The organism is Rhodoferax ferrireducens T118 (genome assembly GCF_000013605.1).
GTDB lineage: Bacteria > Pseudomonadota > Gammaproteobacteria > Burkholderiales > Burkholderiaceae_C > Rhodoferax > Rhodoferax ferrireducens.
In genome coordinates, this window is sequence record NC_007908.1 from 1,211,992 (window position 1) to 1,234,149 (window position 22,158).

Here is a 22,158-nt window from a genome sequence, read left to right on the forward strand (position 1 = left end):
GTTGATGCGGGGGGCCCCGGAACAGCGACTGCGCGGCGGGCTCATACTGCCAAACGCGCAGAAATCGCCCACCACGCAGCCCCTGTTCCAGGCGTTGTACCCGCGCGGCATGATCGCTTGGAATTCCCCATGAACGTCGTCTTTGACTTTGGCGCTGTGCTGTTCACCTGGCGCCCGACCGAGCTGCTGCGTCGCCACTTTCCCCAGCGTGCGGCCTCGGAACCTCAGGCGGAGAATCTGGCGCAGGCGGTGTTTGGTCACGCCGACTGGCACCAGTTTGACCGTGGCGTCCTGTCGATCGACACGGTGGTCACACGCACCGCCGCGCGGCTCGACCTGGACCCCGGCGCGTTGACGGGCTTGGTGGAAAGCATCGCCGACCATCTGGTGCCGATGCAGGGCTCGCTGGCTTTGCTGGCGCAGCTGCGCGCTCTGCGTCAGCGGCAGGCCGATGCGCCCAAGCTCTACTTTTTGTCCAACATGCCTGCACCTTACGCCCGCGCACTGGTGCAGCGTCATGCCTTTTTGCAGTGGTTCGATGGCGGTATCTTCTCCAGCGATGTGAGTCTGATCAAACCTGAACCGGAGGTTTATGCCTTGCTGGAGCGCCGCTACGCCTTGGCGCCAGCCCGCACGATTTTTATTGATGACCATGCGGCCAATGTGAAAGCGGCGCAGGCGCGCGGCTGGCACGGCATCCAGTTTGAATCGGCACCGCAGGTGCAGGCGCAGTTGCTGCGTTATGGCTTGGCGCTACTGCTCCCTGACAGGTAGTCGTTCTTGAAGCGCTGCAGCGTGGCCTGGTATTGCGCGTGGCCGATTTGCTGCAGATCGCTGTGTGCGCCGTCGTGGATGTTGAGCCAGCGTTTGGGCGGGTTGGCCGCCATAAATAATTGCCGGCCCAGACGGATGGGTATTGTTGTGTCAGCCGAGCCATGGATCATCAGGAGCGGGGCGTGCACGTGGGTAATCTTGTCAATGGAGGCAAAGCGCTCGTTATTGAGGTGCAGCAGCAGCGACGCAAACAGCCCGGCCTCGCTCGCGACGTCGGCAAAGCTGGTGAAGGCCGACTCCAGAATCAGCGCCCCATAGTCTTGCCGGGCCTTCAGGCGGCTGGCCAGATCCACCGCGACACCGCTGCCCATGGAGTGGCCGTAGATGACCCGTTGGGCGGCACGTGGCTCACGGCGCTGCAGCTCTGCCCAGGCGGCATCGGCATCCTGCACCAGCGTTTGTTCCGACGGTGTGATCGCGGTACTCAAGCCCCAGCCCCGGTATTCCACCGCCAGCACGGCAAAGCCGGCCTCGCGCAGCGCATCGATCTTGTGCCGGTTTTGCGGCACGGTGCGAAATGTGCCATGCAGATACAACAACGTTGGCGCGCTTTTGTCGGGATGGGGCAGCCACCAGAGTTCGATCCGTTGGGTGTTGTTGACCGTGCCGGCATCGGCGGTGAGGGGCTGGTGGTCTGAGTCGTCGGGCGGGCGGGCATTGGCTGGCAGGTTGACAAAATAATGCTCCTCACCGGCGCGCAAGTCCGTCAACTCAGCCGGGCTGCCGGGTGTGGGGCGGTAGATGAGCTCGCGTTGGCGGGCATCGAGCCAGGCGCAACCGCTGCTGGCGAGCAAGGACAGGAGCAATAAAATCTGCAGCAAGCGCCCACCGGCCTGGCCGAAAAGCAAGGGTCTAGCCGTTACACTGCGACTCCTTTGCATCAGCCCGTTCCCACTTGTTCCCATGAATAAATTGATTCCCATTGTTTTCGGCCTGATTGTGGCCCAGTCGGCGGGCCACGCGCAGGCCATGCCAGCTTTCCTTGCGGACCTGGCCCGGGACAATGTGCTGAGTTGGCAGTTCAGTCCCTATACCCTTCATTACACCTACGACAGTGCGCACAAAGCGGTGGTGATGGTGGGTGTGGAGCGCGAGCATCCCGATGCCAAGCTGGACGGCATCACACTGTTTACCAATTCGTTTGGGCAACCGACTGTGTATGCCTATCCGTGGGGCGGGGTGCATAAGACGCTTTGGGGCATCGAGCACTTGTCATTCAAGTGGACGGCTGGTTTGCTCTACGGCTACAAAGATCCGTATAAGGACAAAGTGCCGTACAACCACAGCGGTTTTTCACCCGCGGTCATTCCTGCCCTGGCTTATGAATTCAAGCCCGGCTGGTCAGGTCAATTGAACTTCTTGGGTACTGCGGGCTTGATGTTTCAGATCAACGCACCGTTCAACTGAGATTCCAAGACTATCGGTTATTTTGAAGAAATAGGGCTCTAGCCCCCGTAAAATAAGCATAGTACGCTATATATTTAATAGTAAAAAACCCGCAAGGCTCACGCTTTGCGGGTTTTTTTGTTTTGTGTCGAGGGCATTGACGCCGCTCGACGCAGCATGACGATTCAGGGCAAGTTGGTGCAACGACGCCCTGGATCGTCAGGCAAGGCGCATTTACATGCCCATGCCGCCCATGCCGCCCATGCCACCCATGTCGCCGCCGCCCATGCCGCCCATGCCAGCAGCCGAGTCGTCCTTCGGTGATTCAGACACCATGCATTCGGTGGTCAGCATCAACGAAGCCACAGACGCTGCGTTTTGCAGTGCCGTGCGGGTCACTTTGGTCGGGTCCAGAATACCCATTTCGATCATGTCGCCATAGGTGTCGTTGGCAGCGTTAAAGCCGTAGTTGCCCTTGCCGGCCATCACCGCATTCACCACCACCGAGGCTTCGCCACCGGCGTTGTAAACGATCTCGCGCAAAGGCGCTTCGATGGCTTTCATCACCAGCTTGATACCGGCGTCCTGATCGGCATTGGCGCCCTTGAGGGTGCCGACCGCTTGCTTGGCGCGCAACAGAGCGACGCCGCCGCCAGCCACGATGCCTTCTTCCACCGCAGCGCGGGTTGCGTGCAGGGCGTCTTCAACGCGGGCTTTCTTCTCTTTCATTTCGACTTCGGTGGCAGCGCCGACCTTGATCACGGCAACACCGCCAGCCAGCTTGGCCACGCGCTCTTGCAGTTTTTCACGGTCGTAGTCGGACGTGGCTTCTTCGATTTGCACGCGCACTTGTTTGACGCGGGCTTCGATATCAGCAGCAGCGCCAGCACCGTCGATGATGATGGTGTTTTCTTTGCCCACTTCGATGCGCTTGGCCGAGCCGAGGTCAGCCAGGGTCACTTTTTCGAGCGACATGCCGACTTCTTCAGCAATGACCTTGCCGCCGGTCAGGATGGCGATGTCTTCCAGCATGGCCTTGCGACGATCGCCAAAACCTGGCGCCTTGACCGCGACCACCTTCAGAATGCCACGGATGGTGTTGACCACCAGAGTGGCCAGCGCTTCGCCTTCGACATCTTCAGAGATGATCAACAAAGGACGGCCGGACTTGGCGACTTGTTCCAAGGTTGGCAGCAGGTCACGGATGTTGCTGATCTTCTTGTCGTACAGCAGCACAAACGGGTTGTCCAGCAAAGCGGCTTGCTTTTCAGGGTTGTTGATGAAGTAAGGTGACAGGTAGCCACGGTCAAACTGCATGCCTTCAACCACGTCGAGTTCGGAGTCAAGCGACTTGCCGTCTTCAACCGTGATCACGCCTTCTTTGCCCACTTTGTCCATCGCATCAGCAATGATCTTGCCAATGGCTTCGTCCGAGTTGGCCGAGATGGAGCCGACTTGCGCGATTTCTTTGGAGGTGGTGGTGGCTTTGGACGCTTTTTTGAGCTCAACGATCAGGGCGTGTACTGCCTTGTCGATACCGCGCTTCAGGTCCATCGGGTTCATGCCGGCGGTCACGTACTTCATGCCTTCGTGCACGATGGCTTGGGCCAGCACGGTCGCGGTGGTGGTGCCGTCGCCAGCGATGTCAGAGGTTTTGGAAGCAACTTCCTTGACCATCTGCGCACCCATGTTTTGCAGCTTGTCCTTGAGTTCGATTTCCTTGGCCACGGACACACCGTCCTTGGTCACGGTGGGGGCGCCGAAGCTACGGTCCAGCACCACATTGCGGCCCTTGGGGCCGAGGGTTACCTTGACGGCGTTGGCCAGGATGTTGACACCCTCGACCATGCGTGCGCGGGCTTCGCCGCCGAAAATTACGTCTTTTGCTGCCATGTTAGGCTCCTGAAAATTTAAGTTGAATTAGCCGCCAGCCCGCATGGATACTGCGTGACCAGCTATTGATTTAGTATGGATTACTTCTCGACCACAGCAAACAAATCATCCTCTTTCATCACGAGGAGTTCGTCGCCAGCCACCTTGACGGTTTGGCCGCTGTACTTGCCGAACAACACGCGGTCGCCGACCTTGACTGCCATGGGGCTGATTTCGCCCTTGTCATTCTTTTTGCCAGGGCCCACGGCCAGCACTTCACCTTGATCAGGCTTTTCAGCAGCGCTGTCCGGAATGACGATGCCAGAGGCGGTTTTGGTCTCGTTTTCAACGCGTTTGACAATCACGCGGTCGTGCAGGGGACGAAGTTTCATGGGAGCTCCTTGGTATTGAAACAGAGTTTAAAAATCAAGAGTGCCAACCGACAAGTTGGCGCTCATTAACTTGAAGAGAGAATTCTGAGAGGGTCAAAGCCTGTTAGCACTCAACTCTTACGAGTGCTAATGATAAGGGCATTTGCCAGACTTTCAAGAAGCAACGGGCAAAACTAATTGCAGAGCGCAGGTTTTCGGTGTCAATGTTTGAAACACCGTGTCAAAGTTTGAAAAACTTGATTACGCTCGGTCTTGGCCACGGTGTCAAAGTCTGAAAAAGGTCTCTTGCGTGTCGATGTTCAGAAGGTTTTGAACTCGGTTGAGATCGAAAATCGTATCTAAGTTATTGAATTCAAATAACAAATTTGTAGTTTTTTATAGTTTTGCAGGTTGATCCCAAGTTCGGACTGGTCGAAAAGTGCCGAATGCGGAAATTCAGACGACCAAAATACCTGCCCGAGACCTTACATTGAAAGCACCACTTGATGTTGTATTTGGCAGGGCGGTTCCGTGGGAACCCAATCGCAAATTCGTACACGCGCCACCAACCAGTACCGGGTGCTCACGGGTGGCACCTTACGGGAAACAGGAAAATATTTGGCTCAGCGTTCCAGACAGCTGTCACTCAATCGGCGACCAATCCGCATTGCTGATGGTGGCAGAAGGAAAATCGTTGACAGCAACGCAGCTGGTATTGACCAGCGGCTGCTTTCCGGAATCTAAATTCATTGGCAGTCTTGGTCACCTGTCAGAGGCATCGTTCGCCGCGTGCGGTGGCCGCCCTAGCTGTTGGAAAGTAAGAAAACGCTTTATCTATCCAAAAAGTGTGCGTGTCCGACTTCATCACGGGCATCATCATTGAACTTTAAGTTGTCAATTGTCGTTGCGGCCATCATCAACACCCCCTATCTTCAGACGTTATGGACTCCGTCGTTCTGATCTGGCTGCAATTTAGCTTGTGCGTGGGTGTGATTGGTGTCGCCGGTGTGCGCCTGAGCCGTTATGGGGATGCCATTGCCACGCACACCAGTCTTTCGCGCAACTGGGTGGGCCTGATTTTGTTGGCGACCGTCACATCCTTGCCGGAACTGGTCACGGGCTTAAGCGCGGTGACAGTCGCAGCAGCGCCCGACATTGCCGTAGGTGACGTCCTCGGAAGTTGTGTTTTCAACCTGGCGATTCTTGCGATGATTGATGTGACTTATCGCAAGGGCGCTATCTACGCCCTGGCGGATAGTGAACATATCGTGTCGGCGGGCTTTGGTGTCATTCTGCTGGCGGGTGTGTGCCTTGCGGTGCTGCTGACCACGCAGGGCATGATGCCCTCCATCGGGCATGTCAGTTTGGCCAGCGTGATGATCTTTGTGATGTATTTGGTGGCGATACGAGCGCTCTACCTGACAGAGCAGCGCCGCTCCAGCCTCTTCGTGGCCAAACAACCGGACATGACCCTCAAGGCCGCGTTGATGGGCTATGGCGTGGCCTCGGCCACGATTGTGGGCGCGGGCATCTGGTTACCGATCATCGGCGTGGAGTTGGCCCGCCTCATGGGCTGGTCGAATTCCTTCGTTGGAACGCTCTTTGTGGCATTTGCCACCTCCGTGCCAGAACTGGCCACCACTTGGGGTGCCATCCGCATAGGCGCGATCGATATGGCGATTGGCAATCTGTTGGGCAGCAATCTGTTCGACGTGCTGATTCTGGCAATCGATGACTTTGCGTACCTGCCTGGCGCCATCTATGCGCATGTGTCGCAAGTGCATGCTGTGTCGGCTATTACCGCTTGTTTGATGAGCGGCGTTGTGATTGTGTCCCTGGCTTATCGTCCAGTGTCGCGGGTCTGGCATATTGCCAGTTGGGCCAGCCTGTCGCTATTGGCCTTGTACTTGTTGAATGCGGCGATTCAATTCCTACATGGACAGTAGTATTCAAAGCACACGAAACGGGGGCACAACCACCCGCGATTGGGGCGGTGCCGCAATCAGCAGCCCATCTTGACGAAGGTGTAATAGACATCCAAATGAAATTCACGACTCCAATCGTCGATTTCCTCAGGTCGGATCCACGAGCGACTTCCGCCTTCCTGCCCCAAAGGATCAGCCAGCAGCGCGAGGGCTGCAATCGCGAATGCCAACGCAAGAACAAATGTGAATTAGGCCGACAGGGTTGACCACCATGTCGGCAATTGCTCCCCACTAAGGCCGAAACATGTTGTTTTTCTTCAAAGTAGCCGAAACGCCAGTACGGCCATAAGGGTTGGCGGCAGCGCGGCCACCAACAGTCCTATGGGATGGATCGCCTCGTCTTCGAAATGACCTCGCAGAATAGCGAAGCCCGCCGGATTTGGTGCATTGGCAATAACCGTCAGGCCGCCGCCAGTCACTGCGCCGGCCACGAGCGCATGTTTAAACTCGTCGCTCAGACCACTGACCAGCGAGCCGAGATAGGTCAGTGCGGCGTTATCGGTCACCGCAGTTAGTGCGGTTGCACCAAAGTAGACGGTGGTCGAGTCCATGCTCCTCAGAAGTGGCTCAAGCCACCACTGCTGCTGGCCACCAAGGACCACCAATCCGGCGAGGAAAAACGCCACCAGCAAGCCTTCGCGCAAGATGAGTCGGTCCTGGAATTGAGGGTAGGCGGTCGCAAAACCCATAAAGAACAAGAAGAGTCCCATGAAAACCGCAGGGTGGTGGGCGAATACAACCACGCCGACAAGGAACATGATGTGCAGCAAGGCTACCCAGACGGGTAACTTCGCACTTCTGCTCTGTGACGTTCGGGGCAGGCGCGATAGTTCCTTCTTAAAAATGAGTGTTGTTACCAGCGCGTTGACCGCTACCGCCAGCGCAGCCTTCCAGCCAAAATGACCCAGCATGTACCAGCTGTCCCAGTTCCACTTAGATGCCACCATCAGTACCGGCGGTGCTGCAAACGACGTAAGCGTGCCCCCGATAGACACATTGACGAAAAGCACCCCCAAGGTGGCGTACTTGAGCTTGGTCGATATGCTGGAACCATAAATCCTGTCTCGCAGCATCAAGGCGGCCAAGGTCATCGCTGCCGGTTCGGTTATCAGCGAGCCGAGCAGTGGCACGAAAGCCAGCGCGACGAAGTAGAACGCCATCCCTCCGCTAAGTGGGATAAATCTGGCGATGATGTTCACACTGGTGCGTGCCATGTCCAGCACCGCCCGGCTACCTGCTACTACCATGATCGCGAACACGAACATGGGCTCAGTGAAGTTCCGTGAATCCAAGTAGTCGGTTGCCGCTTGTCTACCTAGTAAAACAGCCATGGCTACTATTAACACCATGGCCCAGAAGCCGAAGACTACCTCCACCTCTGCGAGCAAGTGCCACATTCCGGCATGGTCCGGTCCGCGATGTGCCATGCGCTCGAAGAATTTTGTGGAAAACGTATGCACCAGAGCCACGGTGAAGAGGCCCGCGCCGACCCATTGGATCGCATTCATAGCCGTCCCTGCTGGTCGAGTTGCTTACGAAGACCGCGGCGCAAGCGGCGAATATGGATTGGGACGAACACCACAGCCAGTAGTGGGACATCAACTACGATGTTCACTGCTAGCGTTGCTGAGGGGTCGCTAGACAATGAGGCTTTAGTTAAAAGGTATTTCGTGAGCGAAGTCACGAGCACCAGCCAGACCGCAATGCCGACAAGTTCTGACGATTCGAGTTCGCAATCGCGCGCATTTTGAAGCGCCTTGTCCTGCTTAACCTGAGGAAACTTCCGGAGTTCAGGCAATAACACCAGCCACAGCCGGTTCATTGACGAGCCTGGACATTTGAGAGCCAGCCATCCTCTTTAAAAAATACCTGTTTACCGAACACCTAAACCTCCTTATGAGCGGACCGGAGGTTATCAATTTATGCCGTTTAGCGATATTCGTGAACCAACGTAAGGGCTACCCCGTAAGGGATGTAAGCAAGGTCAATACGCAACAGAGTCGCTCATCGATCAATGGCGTCAGGTCAAGCCCTTATCAACCAATCGCACCAGATCGACAATGTTTTGCGCGCCGAGTTTTTCCATCACCCGTGCCTTGTGGACCTCAACAGTTCTGGGACTGATACCAAGCGTCTCAGCGATGCGACGGTTGTGAAGACCCTTAACCATCAATGTCATCACTTCACGCTCGCGTATCGAGAGTTGCCCAAGCGTTGGTTTGGTGAAAGCAGCTCTAGCCTGTGCAGTGTCAAGGGCGCGAAAGCCCGACAGGGCGTTCTCGATCGCACCCAGAAGTTGCTTGCCGTCAAAAGGTTTTTCAATAAAGTCCACGGCATCTGCCAGAAACGCCTGTCGGGCCGCGGCGACGTCTCCGTGCGCTGTTATGACAATGACTGGCAAACTCGGACCGCGCTCTCGCAGACACCTTTGAAGCTCTAGCCCCGACATGCCGGGCATTCGGATGTCAACCACCACACAGCCTCGCCAATCGGGCTGAAGCGCCGCCAAAAAGTCCTCGGCATTGGCAAACAGCGCAGTTGCAAATCCGCGCAGACTCAACAAGAGTGATAACGAATCTCGAATCGATGCATCATCATCGACTATGAACACAGTTTCCTTATGCATTTTTAACTTCGCTATGGTTTTCGCTCTCCACTGGCAGCGTAAAGCGGAAGCAGCCTTCTGAGCCCGGTTCCGCCCAGAGTCTGCCCCCATGGGCTTCAACAATCGCGCGGCAGATGCTCAAACCAACTCCCATGCCGCCCGGCTTGTCTGAAGGTCCGGCCTCAAACAGGGTTTGCAGGCGAGCCGTGCCGACGCCGGGGCCATTGTCTCGAACTTCGATCAGCAACTCGCCATCGGTGACGCACGCCCGAATCACCACGAGGTCGCCGTTTCTTGTCGCCGCGGCAGAGTCTATGGCATTCGTGACTAAATTGCGCAGTACCACAGCGATCTGGATAGGATCCATCCATACCATCGGCAAGTTGTCCTGAATTTGGCTTTCCATACGCAGTTTCAGGGCGTCGGCCCGGCGAAGGTGAACTTGCACTGCTTCTTCGACGATTGCCGTTGGTGAGGCCAAGTGCAGATGTGTGGATCCGGTCCTGAAAAAGTCGCGCAAACGCTTGATTACATTACCAGCACGGTTGGCATCGTCAACCATCCGCTGCATAACTTCGACCAATTGGTCACGATGATCCGGTTGTAGGCCGGGTGCGTCGGTTACGAGCATTTGGCAGGCTTGGGCGTAGTTGCTCAGTGCTGTAAGGGGTTGACTTAATTCATGGGCCAGCGCCGCCGCCATCTGGCCGGCCGCAGCCATGCGCAAGCTGCCTCGAAGTTCAGCGGCTGCGCGAGTTCTTTCATCAACGGCAACGCCAAGAAGTAAACCTGTCATGGTAACTGCGGCCATCAGCACCTGAAGCTCGAACACCGTCAGGTCCTCGTTGGGTACCGATTGCACGGCGAAGATCAGTCCCAACTGGGTCAGGCCCGAGGCAAGCACAGCCCCAGGTACCCCCAGCTTGGCTGATGCCCAGACAACAGGCACAAACAGTAAGTAGAAGTATTTGAAATGGTCTTGCCCACCTGGACCAAACACGACCCAAAGGAGCAAGCACGTTAGAACAGCGACGGCCCACCACTGACGGCTTTTAAGCGTTTCGACCAGTGTGGCCCGACGTAGGGGATCCATTACAACGAGAAGCATTGGCAGCAGCACGATTAGACCCACGGCGTCGCCAATCCAATACCGCACGATCGGCTCGTAGGTTGGACCACTCGGCCCTAGACCTGCCACTGAGAATGCTGTGATGTAGACCACACCGCTCAGCAGTGCTCCAGTCACGACGATGCCAGTGAACCACAAAAGATCTCTTTGTGTGGCCAAGGCCAGCGCGCGATCCATTCGGGTTGTCAAGCTATGGGCAATGGCAGCGTAAACCAGACTGAGCGCGGCCGTTGATGTCAATACCACGAGCCAGTCGGCTGGATTTCCGCGCACGACCAGCTCAGCCGTTATCAGGCTTACCCAGACAATCCACAGCCAGCGCCTGTTCAACAGCAGCAATGCGACGGCAAGCGCCGGCTGCGGATTCCAAGGCGTGATATTGAGACCTTGAAAAGGCCGTATGTAGCTCGCCCAGTCGAGCAGCAAAAAAACCAATATGTAGCCCAGACCCATAAGCCATGGAATTCGATGTGAAGTTCGGTTTGGCTGGGTCAGACCAATGTTTGTCATGAAGTAGATTTTCCCTCGAATCCGAACGATCGCCTGATTGTGGGAGTGCCGTTTCTGTCAGATGCTGCTGAATTTGAAGCATCCCATGCTGGCTTCAAAGCAAATGCCTGAGGCAATATTTGTCACAATACTTTAATCAGTGCAGTGTTTTGGTCAAAATTGGGGCTAGTCCCCGACCCTTGGTGCGGCCGAAACACGGCAGTGTCCGAAGGGGATTGCAGAACGAACGAAGGCGATCCGCGAAGCGTGCGAGTCGCAGTGCAGCCAAGACGTCACCCCGTGGGGCGGGGAAAGTGAAGAACGCAAGTGGCGCGCAAACAGAGAAAGTGATCCTGGAGTTCAAGCCACGACCAGTACAGGACATGTTGGTCGCCTGCCTGTGGTCGCACTGGACAGGCGACGCATGGGATGACCTTTACTCCTTTGCTGCCATCACGGATGAGCCACCAGAAGAAGATGCAGCCGCTGGTCACGACCGCTGCATCATTCCGATCAGGCCTGAAAACATCGACGCTTGGTTGAATCCAGACCCGACCAATCTCGCAGCACTCTACGCCATCCTGGATGTTCCAACGTTTGAATATCAGGGCGTCGTAAGTTAATGATTTGCTTGTTGAATTTGGTGTTTCAGTCTGGTCTCGATTTGAACGTCGAAAGTCAGACTTGGGGTTTTTCGCGGATTTCCGACCAAAACCCCTATGCACCAAGGCAAGCTCGTATTTGCGCAACTCATGCTCTATGTGCCGCTGAGCACGTTTCGTCGCTGTGTGGCCGACCACCGTGGCGAACACAAGGTCAAAGACTTCTCGTGTCTGGATCAGTTCTTCGCCATGGCATTCGCGCAGTTGACCTACCGCGAATCTCTGCGCGACATCGAAGTCAACCTTCGCGCTCAGGTGCGTCGGCTGTACCACATGGGGTTTCGCTGCCAGACGATTTCGCGCAATACGTTGGCCAACGCGAACGCCACACGGCGATGGCAGATCTATGCCGACTTCGCCCAGCATCTGATTGGCTTGGCGCGTCCCCTGTATGCCACGGAGCCGTTTGGGCTGGAACTCGACGCTGCGGTTTACGCGTTCGACGCCAGCACCATCGACCTGTGTCAGTCTGTTTTTGCCTGGGCACCGTTTCGCTCGACCAAGGCGGCCATCAAGTTGCACACACTTCTGGACCTGCGCGGCAATATTCCCAGTTTCATTCACATCACCGACGGCAAGACGCACGAGGTCAACGTAATGGACGATCTGGTGCTGGAGCCGGGGGCGTTTTGCCTGATGGACCGGGGCTATCTCGATTTCGCACGACTGTTTGTGATTCACGAGGCACAAGCCTTCTTTGTGACGCGCGCCAAAAGCAACACCAAATTCAAACGGCGCTACTCGCATCCGGTCGATCGGATCAATACCACTGTGCTGTGCGACCAAACGGGCGTGCTCACGACCTACTATGCAGGCAAGGATTACCCCACGACGCTGCGCCGGGTGGTGGTCAAGGACGACACCGGAAAACGGCTGGTGTTTTTGACCAACAACTTTGCCTTGAAGCCCGAGCTGATCGCCGATCTTTACCGCCAGCGCTGGCAGGTCGAATTGTTCTTCAAGTGGATCAAGCAGCACCTGCGCATCAAGGTGTTCTTTGGCACCAGCGAGAACGCGGTCAAGACGCAGATATGGATTGCCATATCGACTTACCTGTTGATCGCCATCACGAAGAAACGTCTGCGTCTTGATCATCACAGCCTGTATGAAATATTACAAATCTTGAGCCTGTCCATGTTTGAAACTATCCCGATTAATCAACTACTTATGCCACCCTCAACGAATTCAGAGCCGGATTTCGAGCCCAATCAGCTCGCTCTCCTCTGAAGAACGTTGGGACACTACTGGTGTAAGGTACAAAGCTGTTTGACACAGGAGGGAGACCCTTCTGCGGTGACTGCCGTACATTAAAACTGACCTCTGATAGTTCCTCCCGATGGCAGTCGGACGGATCTGGTTTTCGATGTGGTTGTTGTCCACCGTCAGTTGACCGTCGGAGAGGAAACGCGTCAGCGCAGACCAGCGACGCAGGCTGTAATCCAACGCTTTGGCCGTGGCTGAACCCGCTATGAGGGCGGGTCGTCAGGAAGACCGCAACAATCCAATGTGAATCAGCACGGGCCGTGGCTGGCGTAAAGCCCACGTTGGCAGCGTCACGCCAGCCCAGACTCACCCAGCGGGATGCATGCTGGGGTGCGCCTCGTTGCATTTTTGACCATTGTCCGAAATCATGTAATTGCCGCTGCGAATGGATTCGGCCAGCTCGGCCTTCACCTGTTCGCGACTGAGGCTCGCCTGCACCTGTTTGGCGGGATACATACTCGGGTACAGCTCATTGAGCTTAAGGCTCTGCTCTCCATTAGCCAGCATGTCACCAGTACGGACCGCTTCGGTCAGCTCGGCTTTTACTTGTTCACGCGTGAGGCTCGCCCGTACTTGTTTTGCTGGATAGAGACTCGGGTACAACTCATTAAGCTTGCGGCTTTGCTCTCCATTGGCAGGCATGTCGCCGGTACGAATGGCTTCGACCAGTTCGGCTCTCACTTGTTCGCGCGTGACACCGGCCAGAGCTGGGGTGCCAGCGATCAGGCCAGAGGCGAGGACCAGGGAAATGGCGGCAAATTTGGTTTTCATGATGATTCCTTTCAAAGCTTGTTAAACAATTCCGGGCAGGTCGGTCGTCATCGTGTACCGTCTTGTCCAGCTTCTATCGCTTCGTTGCGATATGAGTGAACTATAGAAAGCGGCCCCAGACAGGGACATGACGGGAAAATTACAAAGTGGTCAGTAATGTGTGTCAGGCGACGCGTGGCAGGGAGATGGTAAAAGTGGTCACACCGTCGGCGGAGGCGGCGGTTTTGCCGCCATGGGCCAGCACAATCGACTTGGTGATGGCCAAGCCCAGCCCCGTGCCTTCGATGCTACGTTGTCGTGACGGATCAACCCGGAAGAAGCGGTCGAAGACACGATCCAAATATTCCGCAGGAATGGTGTCGCCGGTGTTTTTCATCGCAATCGAGATGGCGTCCGCGCTAGACCAGATGTTGACCTGGATGGTCGTATTCACCGCCGAATGACGCACAGCGTTAGAGAGCAGGTTGCCTAGTGCCAGGCGCAACATCAGCCGGTCTGCGCTGACCTCGCCATCGCTTTCAAGCCTGAACTGCAGATGCTTTTCTTCAGCTACTGCATCGTAGTAGTCAAACAGTGTCTGAACCTCTGCTGCCAGATGGACGACTTGTCGGCTCGGGACCACCAGACCGTTTTCGGCCTTGGCGAGCAGCAGCATGTCTGAAATCATGCGGGCCATGCGCTCGAATTCTTCGGCATTGGACTCCAGAATTCCTCGGTACGCATCACCGCCCCGCACGCGCTGCCTGCACCTCGGTGCGTGGCGGATAACAGGAATGTAATCTGGCGTTGAGGGGAACAACTTTGCACACTGCGTGGGGGACAAGAACGGGAGCAGATCCCTTCGCATTTCTTAATGCAATTTTGCGTGTGCTGCCGCACGGACGTTGGTCGAATTTCGACATATATTGATTATTAGGTTTTATTGGGGAAGATTTATGAAGAACTTGCGGGCTACGGGTGTTGGTGCGGTGTCTCTATTGGCCACCGGCGTCTCGTTGGCGCAAGGCGGCAACATGATGAACGGCGGTACCTGGGGAACCGGCTGGATGGGTGGCTACGGCGGGGGGTCGATGATCTTGCTGCTGATCGTCGTGGTCGCCCTCGTGGCATGGGTCGTCAAACGAGGCGATAAATAGGCGAAGGCCGCAACCCTGCCGTTTTGGACACTCGCCGGCACGCCGTGGCCGACCGCACGATCCATACCTTCCCGGTGCACCCGCAGACTGGCCAGGATCATGGTGGCAACAGCGCATTTTGAATAGGAACACTGATAAGGAAACAGAATGAAAACAAGCGTTATTGAAGTTCACGACATGCTCTCGGTATTGAGCGTGGATGAAGTGGAAGAACGCATTGGCGCGGTTCCAGGTGTCGAGAGCGTTACTGTGAATTTTGCTGCGAGGAGCGCCACTGTGCGCTACGACGAAACGCGACTTGAGGTCGGCGACATCAAGTCGGCCGTGCGCCAGCGTGGGTATGAGCCCGTCGTGCCGAGCGCCTCGGTGAGAGCCGATTCCGCAACCGCCGTACGACAAGACAAAGCGGTGCCGTTGACGGCACCGACACCTGCCCCAGCCCCGTTGGCCGCAACACCCGAAGCCACGCCTGGGCCCGCCGATCTTGCAGGCAACAAACAAGAGGGCCAGGCGGCTTCGGACAAGATTTAGGGTGGCACTCGTCTTGCCCAATTGCTACAAGGAGGCGGGTGCTGCCCCCAAACAAGGGCATTTGGCAATTGACTTGGCCACTAAGGAGATACGATGAAGACGAGCGTTATTGCGGTGCGCGACATGTTGTCGGTATTGAGCGTGCTGGAAGTCGAAAAACGCATTGGCGAGGTGCGCGGTGTCAAAAGCGTTACCGTGAATTACGCGGCGGGCAACGCCACCGTTCGTTATGACGAAACCCAGCTGGAAGTCGGCGATATCAAGTCGGCCGTGCGCCAGCACAGTTACGAATCCGTCGCACCAGCCGCTGCTGCCGGTGAAGGCCATACAACACAGGGCGTCCCGCCGTCTACATCTAACGCCCCTGTGACGGAAACTGCCCCGGACGCGCCTGCCGCCCCAGCAGTAGAACCGACCGCCGCCGGCACAATCTACACCTGCCCGATGCACCCCGAGATTCGCCAGGACCATCCCGGCAACTGCCCCAAGTGCGGCATGACGCTGGAGCCCGAACTGCCCAAGCTCGATGACGATGAAAATCCGGAGTTACGCGACTTCTCACGTCGCTTCTGGTGGACCCTGCCGTTGACAGTCATCGTCTTCGTCCTGGCCATGTTTGGCCATTTTCAGCATTGGATGGATGGGGGGGTGCAGAGCTGGGTTGAACTGGTTCTTGCAACACCGATTGTGTTGTGGGCTGGTTGGCCCTTCTTTGTGCGTGGCTGGCAGTCGGTGGTGAAACGCAGCCTGAACATGTGGACGCTGATCGGTCTGGGCACCGGTGCTGCTTACATCTATAGCGTTGCGGCCACCGTGGCACCCCAGATTTTCCCGGCCTCGTTCGTGTCCATGGGACGGGTTGCGGTGTATTTTGAAGCGGCGGCGGTGATCATTTCGCTCACCCTGATGGGCCAACTGCTGGAACTCAAGGCCAGGTCCCAGACCTCGGCGGCGATCAAGTCGCTGCTCGGACTGGCCCCCAAGACGGCGCGTCGCATTCTTCCCGATGGCACTGAGGAAGACGTGCCCCTGAGCAACGTCCACGTCGGAGATGCCCTGCGCGTGCGTCCGGGCGAAAAAGTGCCCGTGGACGGTACCGTGACCGAGGGCAGCAGCGCGGTCGATGAATCCATGCTGACTGGGGAACCCGTGCCGGTGAGCAAGCGACTGGGCGACAAGGTGATCGGTGCGACGCTCAATACCAGTGGCGCCCTGGTCATACGGGCCGAAAAAGTGGGGTCCGCCACCATGCTGGCGCAGATCGTGCAAATGGTGGCCCAGGCGCAACGCTCCAGGGCGCCGATGCAACGCATGGCTGATGTGGTGGCTGGTTACTTTGTCGCCGCCGTCATGGTCATTGCCGTATTGACTTTCTCTGTTTGGGGGCTGTTCGGGCCGGAGCCGAGTTGGGTTTTCGGCCTCGTCAACGCGGTGGCGGTGCTGATTATCGCCTGCCCTTGCGCCTTGGGACTGGCGACGCCGATGTCCATCATGGTGGCCACCGGGCTGGGGGCCACGCGCGGTGTGCTGTTCCGCGACGCGGCGGCGATCGAGAACCTGCGCAAGATTGACACCCTCATCATCGACAAGACCGGCACCCTGACCGAGGGGCACCCGGCGTTCGATCGGGCGGTCCCTGCGGCAGGGTTTGAGGCCGACGAGGTACTGCGCCTGGCCGCGAGCCTGGACCAGGGCAGCGAGCACCCATTGGCCGAGACGATCGTTCGCGCAGCGCGCGAGCGTGGAATGACGCTGGACAAGCCGGAAAACTTTGAATCCGCTTCGGGCATCGGCGTGCGCGCTCAGGTCGCGGGGCAGCAGCTTGCCCTTGGCAATAGCACCATGATGCAGCAGATCAATGTCTCGGTTGCGCCTCTCATGTCGCAGGCTGAAGGCTTGCGTGCTGAAGGTGCCAGCGTCATGCATCTGGCGGTCGATGGCAAGCTGGCCGGCCTGCTGGCGGTGTCCGATCCGATCAAGCAGAGTACACCCGAAGCCTTGGCGACTTTAAAAGCGGCCGGCCTGCGCATCGTGATGGCCACTGGCGACGGCCTAACCACCGCCAAGGCCGTGGGGGCGCGACTGGGCATCGCAGAGGTGCATGGCGAAGTGAAGCCCGCTGACAAACTTCTGCTGGTGGAAAAGCTGCAAAAAGAAGGACGCATCGTGGCGATGGCCGGAGACGGCATCAACGATGCACCAGCGTTGGCCAAAGCGGATGTCGGCGTGGCCATGGGCACCGGCACCGATGTGGCCATGAACAGTGCACAACTTACGTTGATCAAGGGTGATTTGCGCGCGCTCGCCACCGCGCGCTTGCTCTCCGAAGCGACGGTGGCCAATATGAAGCAAAACCTGCTGTTCGCCCTGCTCTATAACGGGTTGGCGATTCCGATTGCGGCCGGCGTGCTGTATCCGCTGACCGGCTGGCTGCTCTCGCCCATGATCGCGGCCCTGACCATGAGCCTGAGTTCGGTTTCGGTGATTGGCAATGCGCTGCGCTTGAAGCGGACCAAACTGGCTGGCAACACTCAGCCTGGCAAGACTGCGGAAACTGCGGTGGTGCCTGACAAACCCGCACCCGAAGAAACAGTCAAGGCTTCGGGTGCACCCAAAAACCAGGAGCCCGACAAGAGACCATCCGAGTGAGCGGACTACACCCGGCGCACCTCCATTGAGTCCGAACCCACCAAGCTACCAATGAATATAAATCCACTGGCGGGAAAGCTTGCCCAGCAGGCGATGCTGGTCAATGTGCCCAAACTCATCACGGCCTACTACTGCAATAGGCCGGACCCTTCGGCGCCCGGGCAAAGAGTCGCATTTGGCACTTCGGGACATCGCGGCTCAGCTTTCGATGTGTCATTCAACGAATGGCATGTCCTTGCCATTAGTCAAGCCATTTGCGACTACCGCAAGCTGCAGGGTATAGATGGCCCGCTCTTTCTCGGGATCGACACGCACGCGCTGTCTGTGCCTGCCTGTGCCAGCGCGCTCGAAGTGCTGGCAGCCAACGGTGTGGAGGTCATGCTCTCCGAGCACGACGAATACACACCAACACCGGCAGTTTCTCACGCCATACTCACCTACAACCGCAGCCGCACTGTGGGCTTCGCCGATGGCATAGTCATCACGCCCTCGCACAACCCGCCCGACAACGGCGGCTTCAAGTACAACCCACGTAACGGCGGTCCGGCCGATAGCCAGATCACCGGATGGATCCAAGCCAGGTCCAATGCGCTTCTGGAAGGTGGCCTACAGGGCGTGCAAAAAATCGCTTACGAGAAGGCCCTGCGTTCCCGTACCACCCACCGCCACAACTTCCTCAACGCTTACGTGAGCGATCTTGGCAACGTGCTTGATATGGAGGCGATCCGCGGCGCGAACATCCGCATGGGTGTCGATCCAATGGGTGGCGCCGGCGTTCACTATTGGGGCCAGATTGCCGAGCGCTATCGTCTCAATCTCACGCTTGTGAACGAAGTGGTTGATCCGACTTTCCGGTTCATGACGGTCGATTGGGATGGTCAGATTCGCATGGATCCGTCCTCGCCTTACGCCATGCAGAGTCTGATCGGTCTCAAGGATCACTTCGACATCGCCTTCGCCTGTGACACCGACCATGATCGCCATGGGATCGTCACGCGAAACGCGGGCTTGCTGCCACCCAACCACTATCTTTCGGTCGCCATTTTCTACCTCTTCCAGCATCGACCCCAGTGGAGCCAATATGCGGCGGTTGGCAAGACGGTGGTCAGCAGCCAGATGATTGATCGCGTCACGACAAAACTTGGCCGCAAGCTCTACGAGACGCCGGTCGGTTTCAAGTGGTTTGCGGCTGGATTGCTCGACGGCTCGCTGGGCTTTGGAGGGGAAGAAAGCGCGGGTGCCTCTTTTGTGCGTCTGGACGGCAGCGTCTGGACGACAGACAAAGACGGCATTGTCCCGGCTTTGCTGTCGGCAGAGATTAGCGCGCGCATGGGTCGTGATCCGGGTGAGATTTACCACGAGTTGGCGCGTGAGTTCGGTGAACATTTTTATGATCGGGCAGAGGCGTCCGCCACGCCGGATCAAAAACAAATACTGGCAAAACTCTCGCCGCAGCAGGTTCAATCTACAGCCCTGGCTGGCGAAAAAATCCAACGCATCCTGACCCAGGCACCTGGCAATGACGCCGCCATCGGCGGCTTGAAAGTGGTGGCAAAGAGCGGTTGGTTCGCGGCCCGTCCGTCCGGCACAGAAGAGATCTACAAAATCTATGCAGAGAGCTTTCGTGGCACCGACCACCTGCATCGCATTTTGGAGGAAGCTCAGACCATCGTCAGTGACGCGCTTGTAAAAGGGGGCGCCGCCAGAGTCGCGGACCCGGTGAAATCATGAACACCGACAAACCCACGATTGACGCCGAGCTGGAATCGCTTCAACGCGATACCTTCCGCTACTTTCTGCTCTGGACCAATCCGCAAAATGGACTGGTGCTCGATAAGACTGCGGCGAATTGGCCCGCCAGCATTGCTGCCACCGGCCTCGCCCTGGCGGCGTATCCGGTCGCAGTTGAGCGCGGCTTCATCACGCGCGCAGCGGCAATCGGGATAGTACTGACCACACTGCGATTCTTTTGGAACAGCCCGCAAGGTCCCGAGCCCGACGCCACCGGTTACCAAGGCTTTTATTATCATTTTCTCGACATGCAGACCGGACGGCGTGCCTGGCAATGCGAATTGTCGACTGTGGACAGCGCCATTCTGCTCGCCGGTGCGTTGACTGTTGGCGCCTATTTCAATGCGGATACGACTGAGGAAAAGGAAATACGCGCCGTCGCTGACGAACTTTATCGCCGTGCTGATTGGTCGTGGGCGCAAAACGGTGGCCTAACGGTGACGCACGGTTGGAAGCCTGAAAGCGGATTTCTCGCGTACCGTTGGGAAGGCTACGACGAGGCGCTTGTACTGTATATCCTGGGACTCGGCTCGCCCACCCATCCGCTGCCGCAGAGCAGCTACGCAGCGTGGGCTTCCACTTACGAATGGAAAAATAGTTACGGATACGATTATCTTTACGCCGGGCCGTTGTTCACGCATCAGATTTCGCATCTCTGGATCGATTTTCGTGGCATTCAGGACGCGTTCATGCGCGAAAAAGGCATCGACTATTTCGAGAACACCCGCCGCGCAACCTATGTGCAGCAACAATACGCGATCGACAATCCGCTCAAGTTCGCGGGTTATGGCAAACACTGCTGGGGAATCACCGCGAGCGACGGCCCCGGTCCCGAGACCGTCAAAGTGAAAGGCATCGAGCGCCACTTCCTCGATTACGTGGGACGAGGAGTGCCATATGGACCCGACGATGGCACCATCGCGCCGTGGGCGGTGGTGGCGTCGCTACCGTTCGCGCCGGAGATCGTGTTGCCGGCAATCGACTTTCTGGTGCATGAGGTCGAACTGAAAACGGGCAATCCCTGCGGCTTCAAGGCAACGTTCAATCCGACCTACCCGCACAAGCGCAGCAATCCCCACGGCTGGGTATCGCCGTGGCATTACGGCCTGAATCAGGGACCGATCGTTTTGATGATCGAGAATTACCGCACCGGTCTCTTGTGGCGGCTCATGCGAGATAGCTCTTATATCGCCAGCGGCTTGCAACGTGCGAGTTTTAGCGGCGGGTGGTTATGACTCCAGCATGGCTGGGTGGTTTACCGACATTAATGTGAGCCACCGAACAGACTGTAGCGCCTAGCGCGATCATTGTGCGATTCGGGCTTTCGCTCGACCTACGTCGGGCTGCCGCGCAGCGTAAATTGGCGCAGCGATGCCCGAGTCGTTCAATCAACCGATAGAGGAAACAATCATGAATCGCCCACATCAACCATCTGTCATGCCAACGTCACCGAAACCCGTGGTGGCGAGCACCACCCACTACACCTGCCCGATGCATCCGGAAATTGACAAACCGCAACCCGGCAACTGCCCCAAATGCGGGATGACGTTGGTTCCGGTTGCCTGAAGTTCAAGCTGCCTGGCTATGAAATCTGACATCCTCTTTCATCAGATCGAATAACTGCCGGTGACATCAATAGTGACGGCCTGACCAATCTGGTCGTACTCGGTGGAGACGACAAAGTCCTAGCCTTCTTGCAGTCGGCAACTTCGCATGGAACATTCCTGGCGCCGCAACACTTGAACTAGGCGAACCTGTTCGACGCCCGCCCAAGGACCGCGCTCGATAGCACGCAATCGAAGAATGACTGGTATAGAGCAGGCAGATCGGACTGTTGTATGACCGGAACGTGTCTTCAGGAGCCAGCCAACCCTCTCCGAAGCCGACTGCCAAAATTGAGCGTCTGCAATGGAGGAAAACGTAGACCCGGTACGCGTGAGGAGTCATTCGAGGTCCGGAATCCAATGGCAAGTCTCCATTTAGAGTCATTCGCCAATGCCCGCTTTGGAGCAACAGAAACTCTGTTCTTTTAGAGCCTCAAACAGGTTGATCTTTCTCGACCCGTTTCTTCCCACTCGGTGCTGATGTGTGCGATACGGGTGGCGCTCCTTTTACAGTTCCGAAGCGTCTTTAACAACGTGTGCTACGTAAATGACGAGCATCGTGCATTGACTGGGGGATTGCGATAGATGTGCCAGCACATCGAACTCTCCCGCCACCCAGACAACCGATCGCTGTGTCGTTTCGTTTTCTGCGTTGTCACTGGAAGCAAGTCCGGCACCGTATTTCGATTCCATATCTGAGACTAGAGTCGCAAAAGAAGACTGATCGTCGCACAGACGCTCAGTCGAAGTCCAGCGCTGCTCGATGCGATTGACGCGTTTGTCCCTCAAGTAAAACGTAGTCTCAAACGGCAATCCTGACACTGGCGTGCTCGGCAGCGCCCACAGACCGCGCAGACCATGTGGACCCAATGCGGGTTTACGCACCCGATGGGCGGCGGCAAAAATCGCCTGTAACTCGGACTCGGTGATTCCCAGCAGCGTACCGTCAAGTGGTCGTTGCGCATGCGATTGCAGCGCTCCCAGTAGCAGCGCTCCCAGCAAAACTGAGCGAATCTCAAAGACATATCGGGCATTCATTTGGAACAATTTCGCCGGTTGCGTCAAGTAGCGGTTTCGGAA

20 protein-coding genes and 3 pseudogenes are annotated in these 22,158 nt (G+C 57.1%); 11 read left to right on the forward strand and 12 right to left on the reverse strand.

Going from position 1 to position 22,158, the window contains the following annotated elements:
• Nucleotides 1-129 precede the first annotated feature (129 nt).
• Nucleotides 130-774: an HAD-IA family hydrolase gene (locus RFER_RS05650; protein WP_011463438.1), complete on the forward strand. Its 645-nt coding sequence runs from the start codon at nt 130-132 to the stop codon at nt 772-774.
• Here RFER_RS05650 and RFER_RS05655 read toward each other — a convergent pair.
• Complete coding sequence (locus tag RFER_RS05655; RefSeq protein WP_166485674.1) at nt 741-1,655, reverse strand: alpha/beta hydrolase; 915 nt, start codon at nt 1,653-1,655, stop codon at nt 741-743. The two genes, RFER_RS05650 and RFER_RS05655, sit on opposite strands and share 34 nt — an antisense overlap.
• A gap of 82 nt (nt 1,656-1,737) precedes the next feature.
• Between RFER_RS05655 and RFER_RS05660 the strand changes: the two genes are divergently transcribed.
• A complete protein-coding gene (locus tag RFER_RS05660) occupies nt 1,738-2,241 on the forward strand; it encodes a hypothetical protein (protein WP_011463440.1) in 504 nt (167 codons plus the stop codon).
• 213 nt (nt 2,242-2,454) lie between these two features.
• Here the strand turns inward: RFER_RS05660 and groL are convergent, their stop codons facing one another.
• On the reverse strand, nt 2,455-4,113 hold the full coding sequence (gene groL / locus RFER_RS05665) for a chaperonin GroEL (protein WP_011463441.1): 1,659 nt from the start codon (nt 4,111-4,113) through the stop codon (nt 2,455-2,457).
• A gap of 80 nt (nt 4,114-4,193) precedes the next feature.
• Nucleotides 4,194-4,484 carry a co-chaperone GroES gene (locus RFER_RS05670; RefSeq protein WP_011463442.1) on the reverse strand — a complete coding sequence of 97 codons (291 nt, stop codon included), beginning with the start codon at nt 4,482-4,484 and terminating at the stop codon, nt 4,194-4,196.
• 920 nt (nt 4,485-5,404) lie between these two features.
• On the opposite strand from RFER_RS05670, the gene RFER_RS05675 reads away from it, so the two are divergent.
• Nucleotides 5,405-6,409, forward strand: coding sequence for a sodium:calcium antiporter (locus RFER_RS05675; RefSeq protein WP_011463443.1), 1,005 nt, complete (start codon nt 5,405-5,407; stop codon nt 6,407-6,409).
• Nucleotides 6,410-6,705: 296 nt separating this feature from the next.
• Here the strand turns inward: RFER_RS05675 and RFER_RS05680 are convergent, their stop codons facing one another.
• The 5 genes and pseudogenes from RFER_RS05680 to RFER_RS05695 all read right to left on the reverse strand — a co-directional run bounded on the left by RFER_RS05680 (nt 6,706) and on the right by RFER_RS05695 (nt 10,692).
• The gene (locus tag RFER_RS05680) at nt 6,706-7,956 is read right to left on the reverse strand and encodes a putative Na+/H+ antiporter (protein ID WP_011463444.1); all 1,251 of its coding nucleotides are present in this window, start codon (nt 7,954-7,956) and stop codon (nt 6,706-6,708) included.
• Complete coding sequence (locus RFER_RS05685) at nt 7,953-8,270, reverse strand: hypothetical protein (protein ID WP_041790227.1); 318 nt, start codon at nt 8,268-8,270, stop codon at nt 7,953-7,955. The genes RFER_RS05680 and RFER_RS05685 overlap by 4 nt, the downstream gene beginning before the upstream one ends.
• A gap of 198 nt (nt 8,271-8,468) precedes the next feature.
• Nucleotides 8,469-8,780 (reverse strand): LuxR C-terminal-related transcriptional regulator, encoded by a 312-nt coding sequence (locus RFER_RS25085; protein ID WP_244095860.1) that lies wholly within the window; start codon nt 8,778-8,780, stop codon nt 8,469-8,471.
• Nucleotides 8,781-9,164: pseudogene (locus RFER_RS25090) on the reverse strand (response regulator transcription factor); the annotation flags it as partial.
• Nucleotides 9,067-10,692, reverse strand: coding sequence for an ATP-binding protein (locus tag RFER_RS05695; RefSeq protein ID WP_011463446.1), 1,626 nt, complete (start codon nt 10,690-10,692; stop codon nt 9,067-9,069). The pseudogene RFER_RS25090 and the gene RFER_RS05695, both read right to left, overlap by 98 nt.
• A gap of 302 nt (nt 10,693-10,994) precedes the next feature.
• On the opposite strand from RFER_RS05695, the pseudogene RFER_RS05700 reads away from it, so the two are divergent.
• Together RFER_RS05700 and RFER_RS05705 are read left to right on the forward strand one after the other, a co-directional pair.
• Nucleotides 10,995-11,294 (forward strand): annotated as a pseudogene (locus RFER_RS05700) (SOS response-associated peptidase family protein); the annotation flags it as partial.
• 96 nt (nt 11,295-11,390) lie between these two features.
• Nucleotides 11,391-12,560, forward strand: a complete 1,170-nt coding sequence (locus RFER_RS05705; RefSeq protein WP_011463447.1) for an IS4 family transposase — start codon at nt 11,391-11,393, stop codon at nt 12,558-12,560.
• A 101-nt stretch (nt 12,561-12,661) separates the two neighbouring features.
• Here RFER_RS05705 and RFER_RS23350 read toward each other — a convergent pair.
• The 3 genes and pseudogenes from RFER_RS23350 to RFER_RS05715 all read right to left on the reverse strand — a co-directional run.
• A pseudogene (locus RFER_RS23350) lies at nt 12,662-12,800 on the reverse strand (IS66 family transposase); the annotation flags it as partial.
• 102 nt (nt 12,801-12,902) lie between these two features.
• The gene (locus tag RFER_RS05710) at nt 12,903-13,367 is read right to left on the reverse strand and encodes a DUF4148 domain-containing protein (RefSeq protein ID WP_011463448.1); all 465 of its coding nucleotides are present in this window, start codon (nt 13,365-13,367) and stop codon (nt 12,903-12,905) included.
• A gap of 163 nt (nt 13,368-13,530) precedes the next feature.
• Nucleotides 13,531-14,022, reverse strand: a complete 492-nt coding sequence (locus tag RFER_RS05715; protein ID WP_244095813.1) for an ATP-binding protein — start codon at nt 14,020-14,022, stop codon at nt 13,531-13,533.
• Nucleotides 14,023-14,302: 280 nt separating this feature from the next.
• Between RFER_RS05715 and RFER_RS05720 the strand changes: the two genes are divergently transcribed.
• From RFER_RS05720 to RFER_RS24515, 6 genes are all read left to right on the forward strand, one after another.
• Nucleotides 14,303-14,503: a hypothetical protein gene (locus tag RFER_RS05720; RefSeq protein ID WP_041790232.1), complete on the forward strand. Its 201-nt coding sequence runs from the start codon at nt 14,303-14,305 to the stop codon at nt 14,501-14,503.
• A 147-nt stretch (nt 14,504-14,650) separates the two neighbouring features.
• Complete coding sequence (locus tag RFER_RS24510) at nt 14,651-15,034, forward strand: heavy-metal-associated domain-containing protein (protein WP_011463450.1); 384 nt, start codon at nt 14,651-14,653, stop codon at nt 15,032-15,034.
• Between the two features lie 93 nt (nt 15,035-15,127).
• Nucleotides 15,128-17,683: a heavy metal translocating P-type ATPase gene (locus RFER_RS05730; RefSeq protein ID WP_011463451.1), complete on the forward strand. Its 2,556-nt coding sequence runs from the start codon at nt 15,128-15,130 to the stop codon at nt 17,681-17,683.
• Nucleotides 17,684-17,734: 51 nt separating this feature from the next.
• Entirely contained in the window at nt 17,735-19,414 is a 1,680-nt protein-coding gene (pgm, locus tag RFER_RS05735) for a phosphoglucomutase (alpha-D-glucose-1,6-bisphosphate-dependent) (protein ID WP_011463452.1), read from the forward strand.
• Nucleotides 19,411-20,709, forward strand: coding sequence for a glucoamylase family protein (locus tag RFER_RS05740; protein WP_011463453.1), 1,299 nt, complete (start codon nt 19,411-19,413; stop codon nt 20,707-20,709). Before pgm ends, RFER_RS05740 begins: the two co-directional genes overlap by 4 nt.
• A gap of 175 nt (nt 20,710-20,884) precedes the next feature.
• Nucleotides 20,885-21,040: a heavy metal-binding domain-containing protein gene (locus RFER_RS24515; protein ID WP_244095814.1), complete on the forward strand. Its 156-nt coding sequence runs from the start codon at nt 20,885-20,887 to the stop codon at nt 21,038-21,040.
• Between the two features lie 545 nt (nt 21,041-21,585).
• On the opposite strand, the gene RFER_RS05745 is transcribed toward RFER_RS24515, so the two are convergent.
• Nucleotides 21,586-22,116 carry a hypothetical protein gene (locus RFER_RS05745; RefSeq protein WP_041790234.1) on the reverse strand — a complete coding sequence of 177 codons (531 nt, stop codon included), beginning with the start codon at nt 22,114-22,116 and terminating at the stop codon, nt 21,586-21,588.
• Nucleotides 22,117-22,158 lie beyond the last annotated feature (42 nt).

Bases quoted from the DNA above. Each gene is read 5' to 3' on its own strand.
- RFER_RS05650 (WP_011463438.1), top strand. From the start codon at position 130: ATGAACGTCGTCTTTGACTTTGGCGCTGTGCTGTTCACCTGGCGCCCG.
- RFER_RS05660 (WP_011463440.1), top strand. From the start codon at position 1,738: ATGAATAAATTGATTCCCATTGTTTTCGGCCTGATTGTGGCCCAGTCG.
- groL (WP_011463441.1), bottom strand. From the start codon at position 4,113: ATGGCAGCAAAAGACGTAATTTTCGGCGGCGAAGCCCGCGCACGCATG.
- RFER_RS05670 (WP_011463442.1), bottom strand. From the start codon at position 4,484: ATGAAACTTCGTCCCCTGCACGACCGCGTGATTGTCAAACGCGTTGAA.
- RFER_RS05675 (WP_011463443.1), top strand. From the start codon at position 5,405: ATGGACTCCGTCGTTCTGATCTGGCTGCAATTTAGCTTGTGCGTGGGT.
- RFER_RS05680 (WP_011463444.1), bottom strand. From the start codon at position 7,956: ATGAATGCGATCCAATGGGTCGGCGCGGGCCTCTTCACCGTGGCTCTG.
- RFER_RS05685 (WP_041790227.1), bottom strand. From the start codon at position 8,270: ATGAACCGGCTGTGGCTGGTGTTATTGCCTGAACTCCGGAAGTTTCCT.
- RFER_RS05695 (WP_011463446.1), bottom strand. From the start codon at position 10,692: ATGACAAACATTGGTCTGACCCAGCCAAACCGAACTTCACATCGAATT.
- RFER_RS05705 (WP_011463447.1), top strand. From the start codon at position 11,391: ATGCACCAAGGCAAGCTCGTATTTGCGCAACTCATGCTCTATGTGCCG.
- RFER_RS05710 (WP_011463448.1), bottom strand. From the start codon at position 13,367: ATGAAAACCAAATTTGCCGCCATTTCCCTGGTCCTCGCCTCTGGCCTG.
- RFER_RS05715 (WP_244095813.1), bottom strand. From the start codon at position 14,022: ATGCTGCTGCTCGCCAAGGCCGAAAACGGTCTGGTGGTCCCGAGCCGA.
- RFER_RS05720 (WP_041790232.1), top strand. From the start codon at position 14,303: ATGAAGAACTTGCGGGCTACGGGTGTTGGTGCGGTGTCTCTATTGGCC.
- RFER_RS24510 (WP_011463450.1), top strand. From the start codon at position 14,651: ATGAAAACAAGCGTTATTGAAGTTCACGACATGCTCTCGGTATTGAGC.
- RFER_RS05730 (WP_011463451.1), top strand. From the start codon at position 15,128: ATGAAGACGAGCGTTATTGCGGTGCGCGACATGTTGTCGGTATTGAGC.
- pgm (WP_011463452.1), top strand. From the start codon at position 17,735: ATGAATATAAATCCACTGGCGGGAAAGCTTGCCCAGCAGGCGATGCTG.
- RFER_RS05740 (WP_011463453.1), top strand. From the start codon at position 19,411: ATGAACACCGACAAACCCACGATTGACGCCGAGCTGGAATCGCTTCAA.
- RFER_RS24515 (WP_244095814.1), top strand. From the start codon at position 20,885: ATGAATCGCCCACATCAACCATCTGTCATGCCAACGTCACCGAAACCC.
- RFER_RS05745 (WP_041790234.1), bottom strand. From the start codon at position 22,116: ATGAATGCCCGATATGTCTTTGAGATTCGCTCAGTTTTGCTGGGAGCG.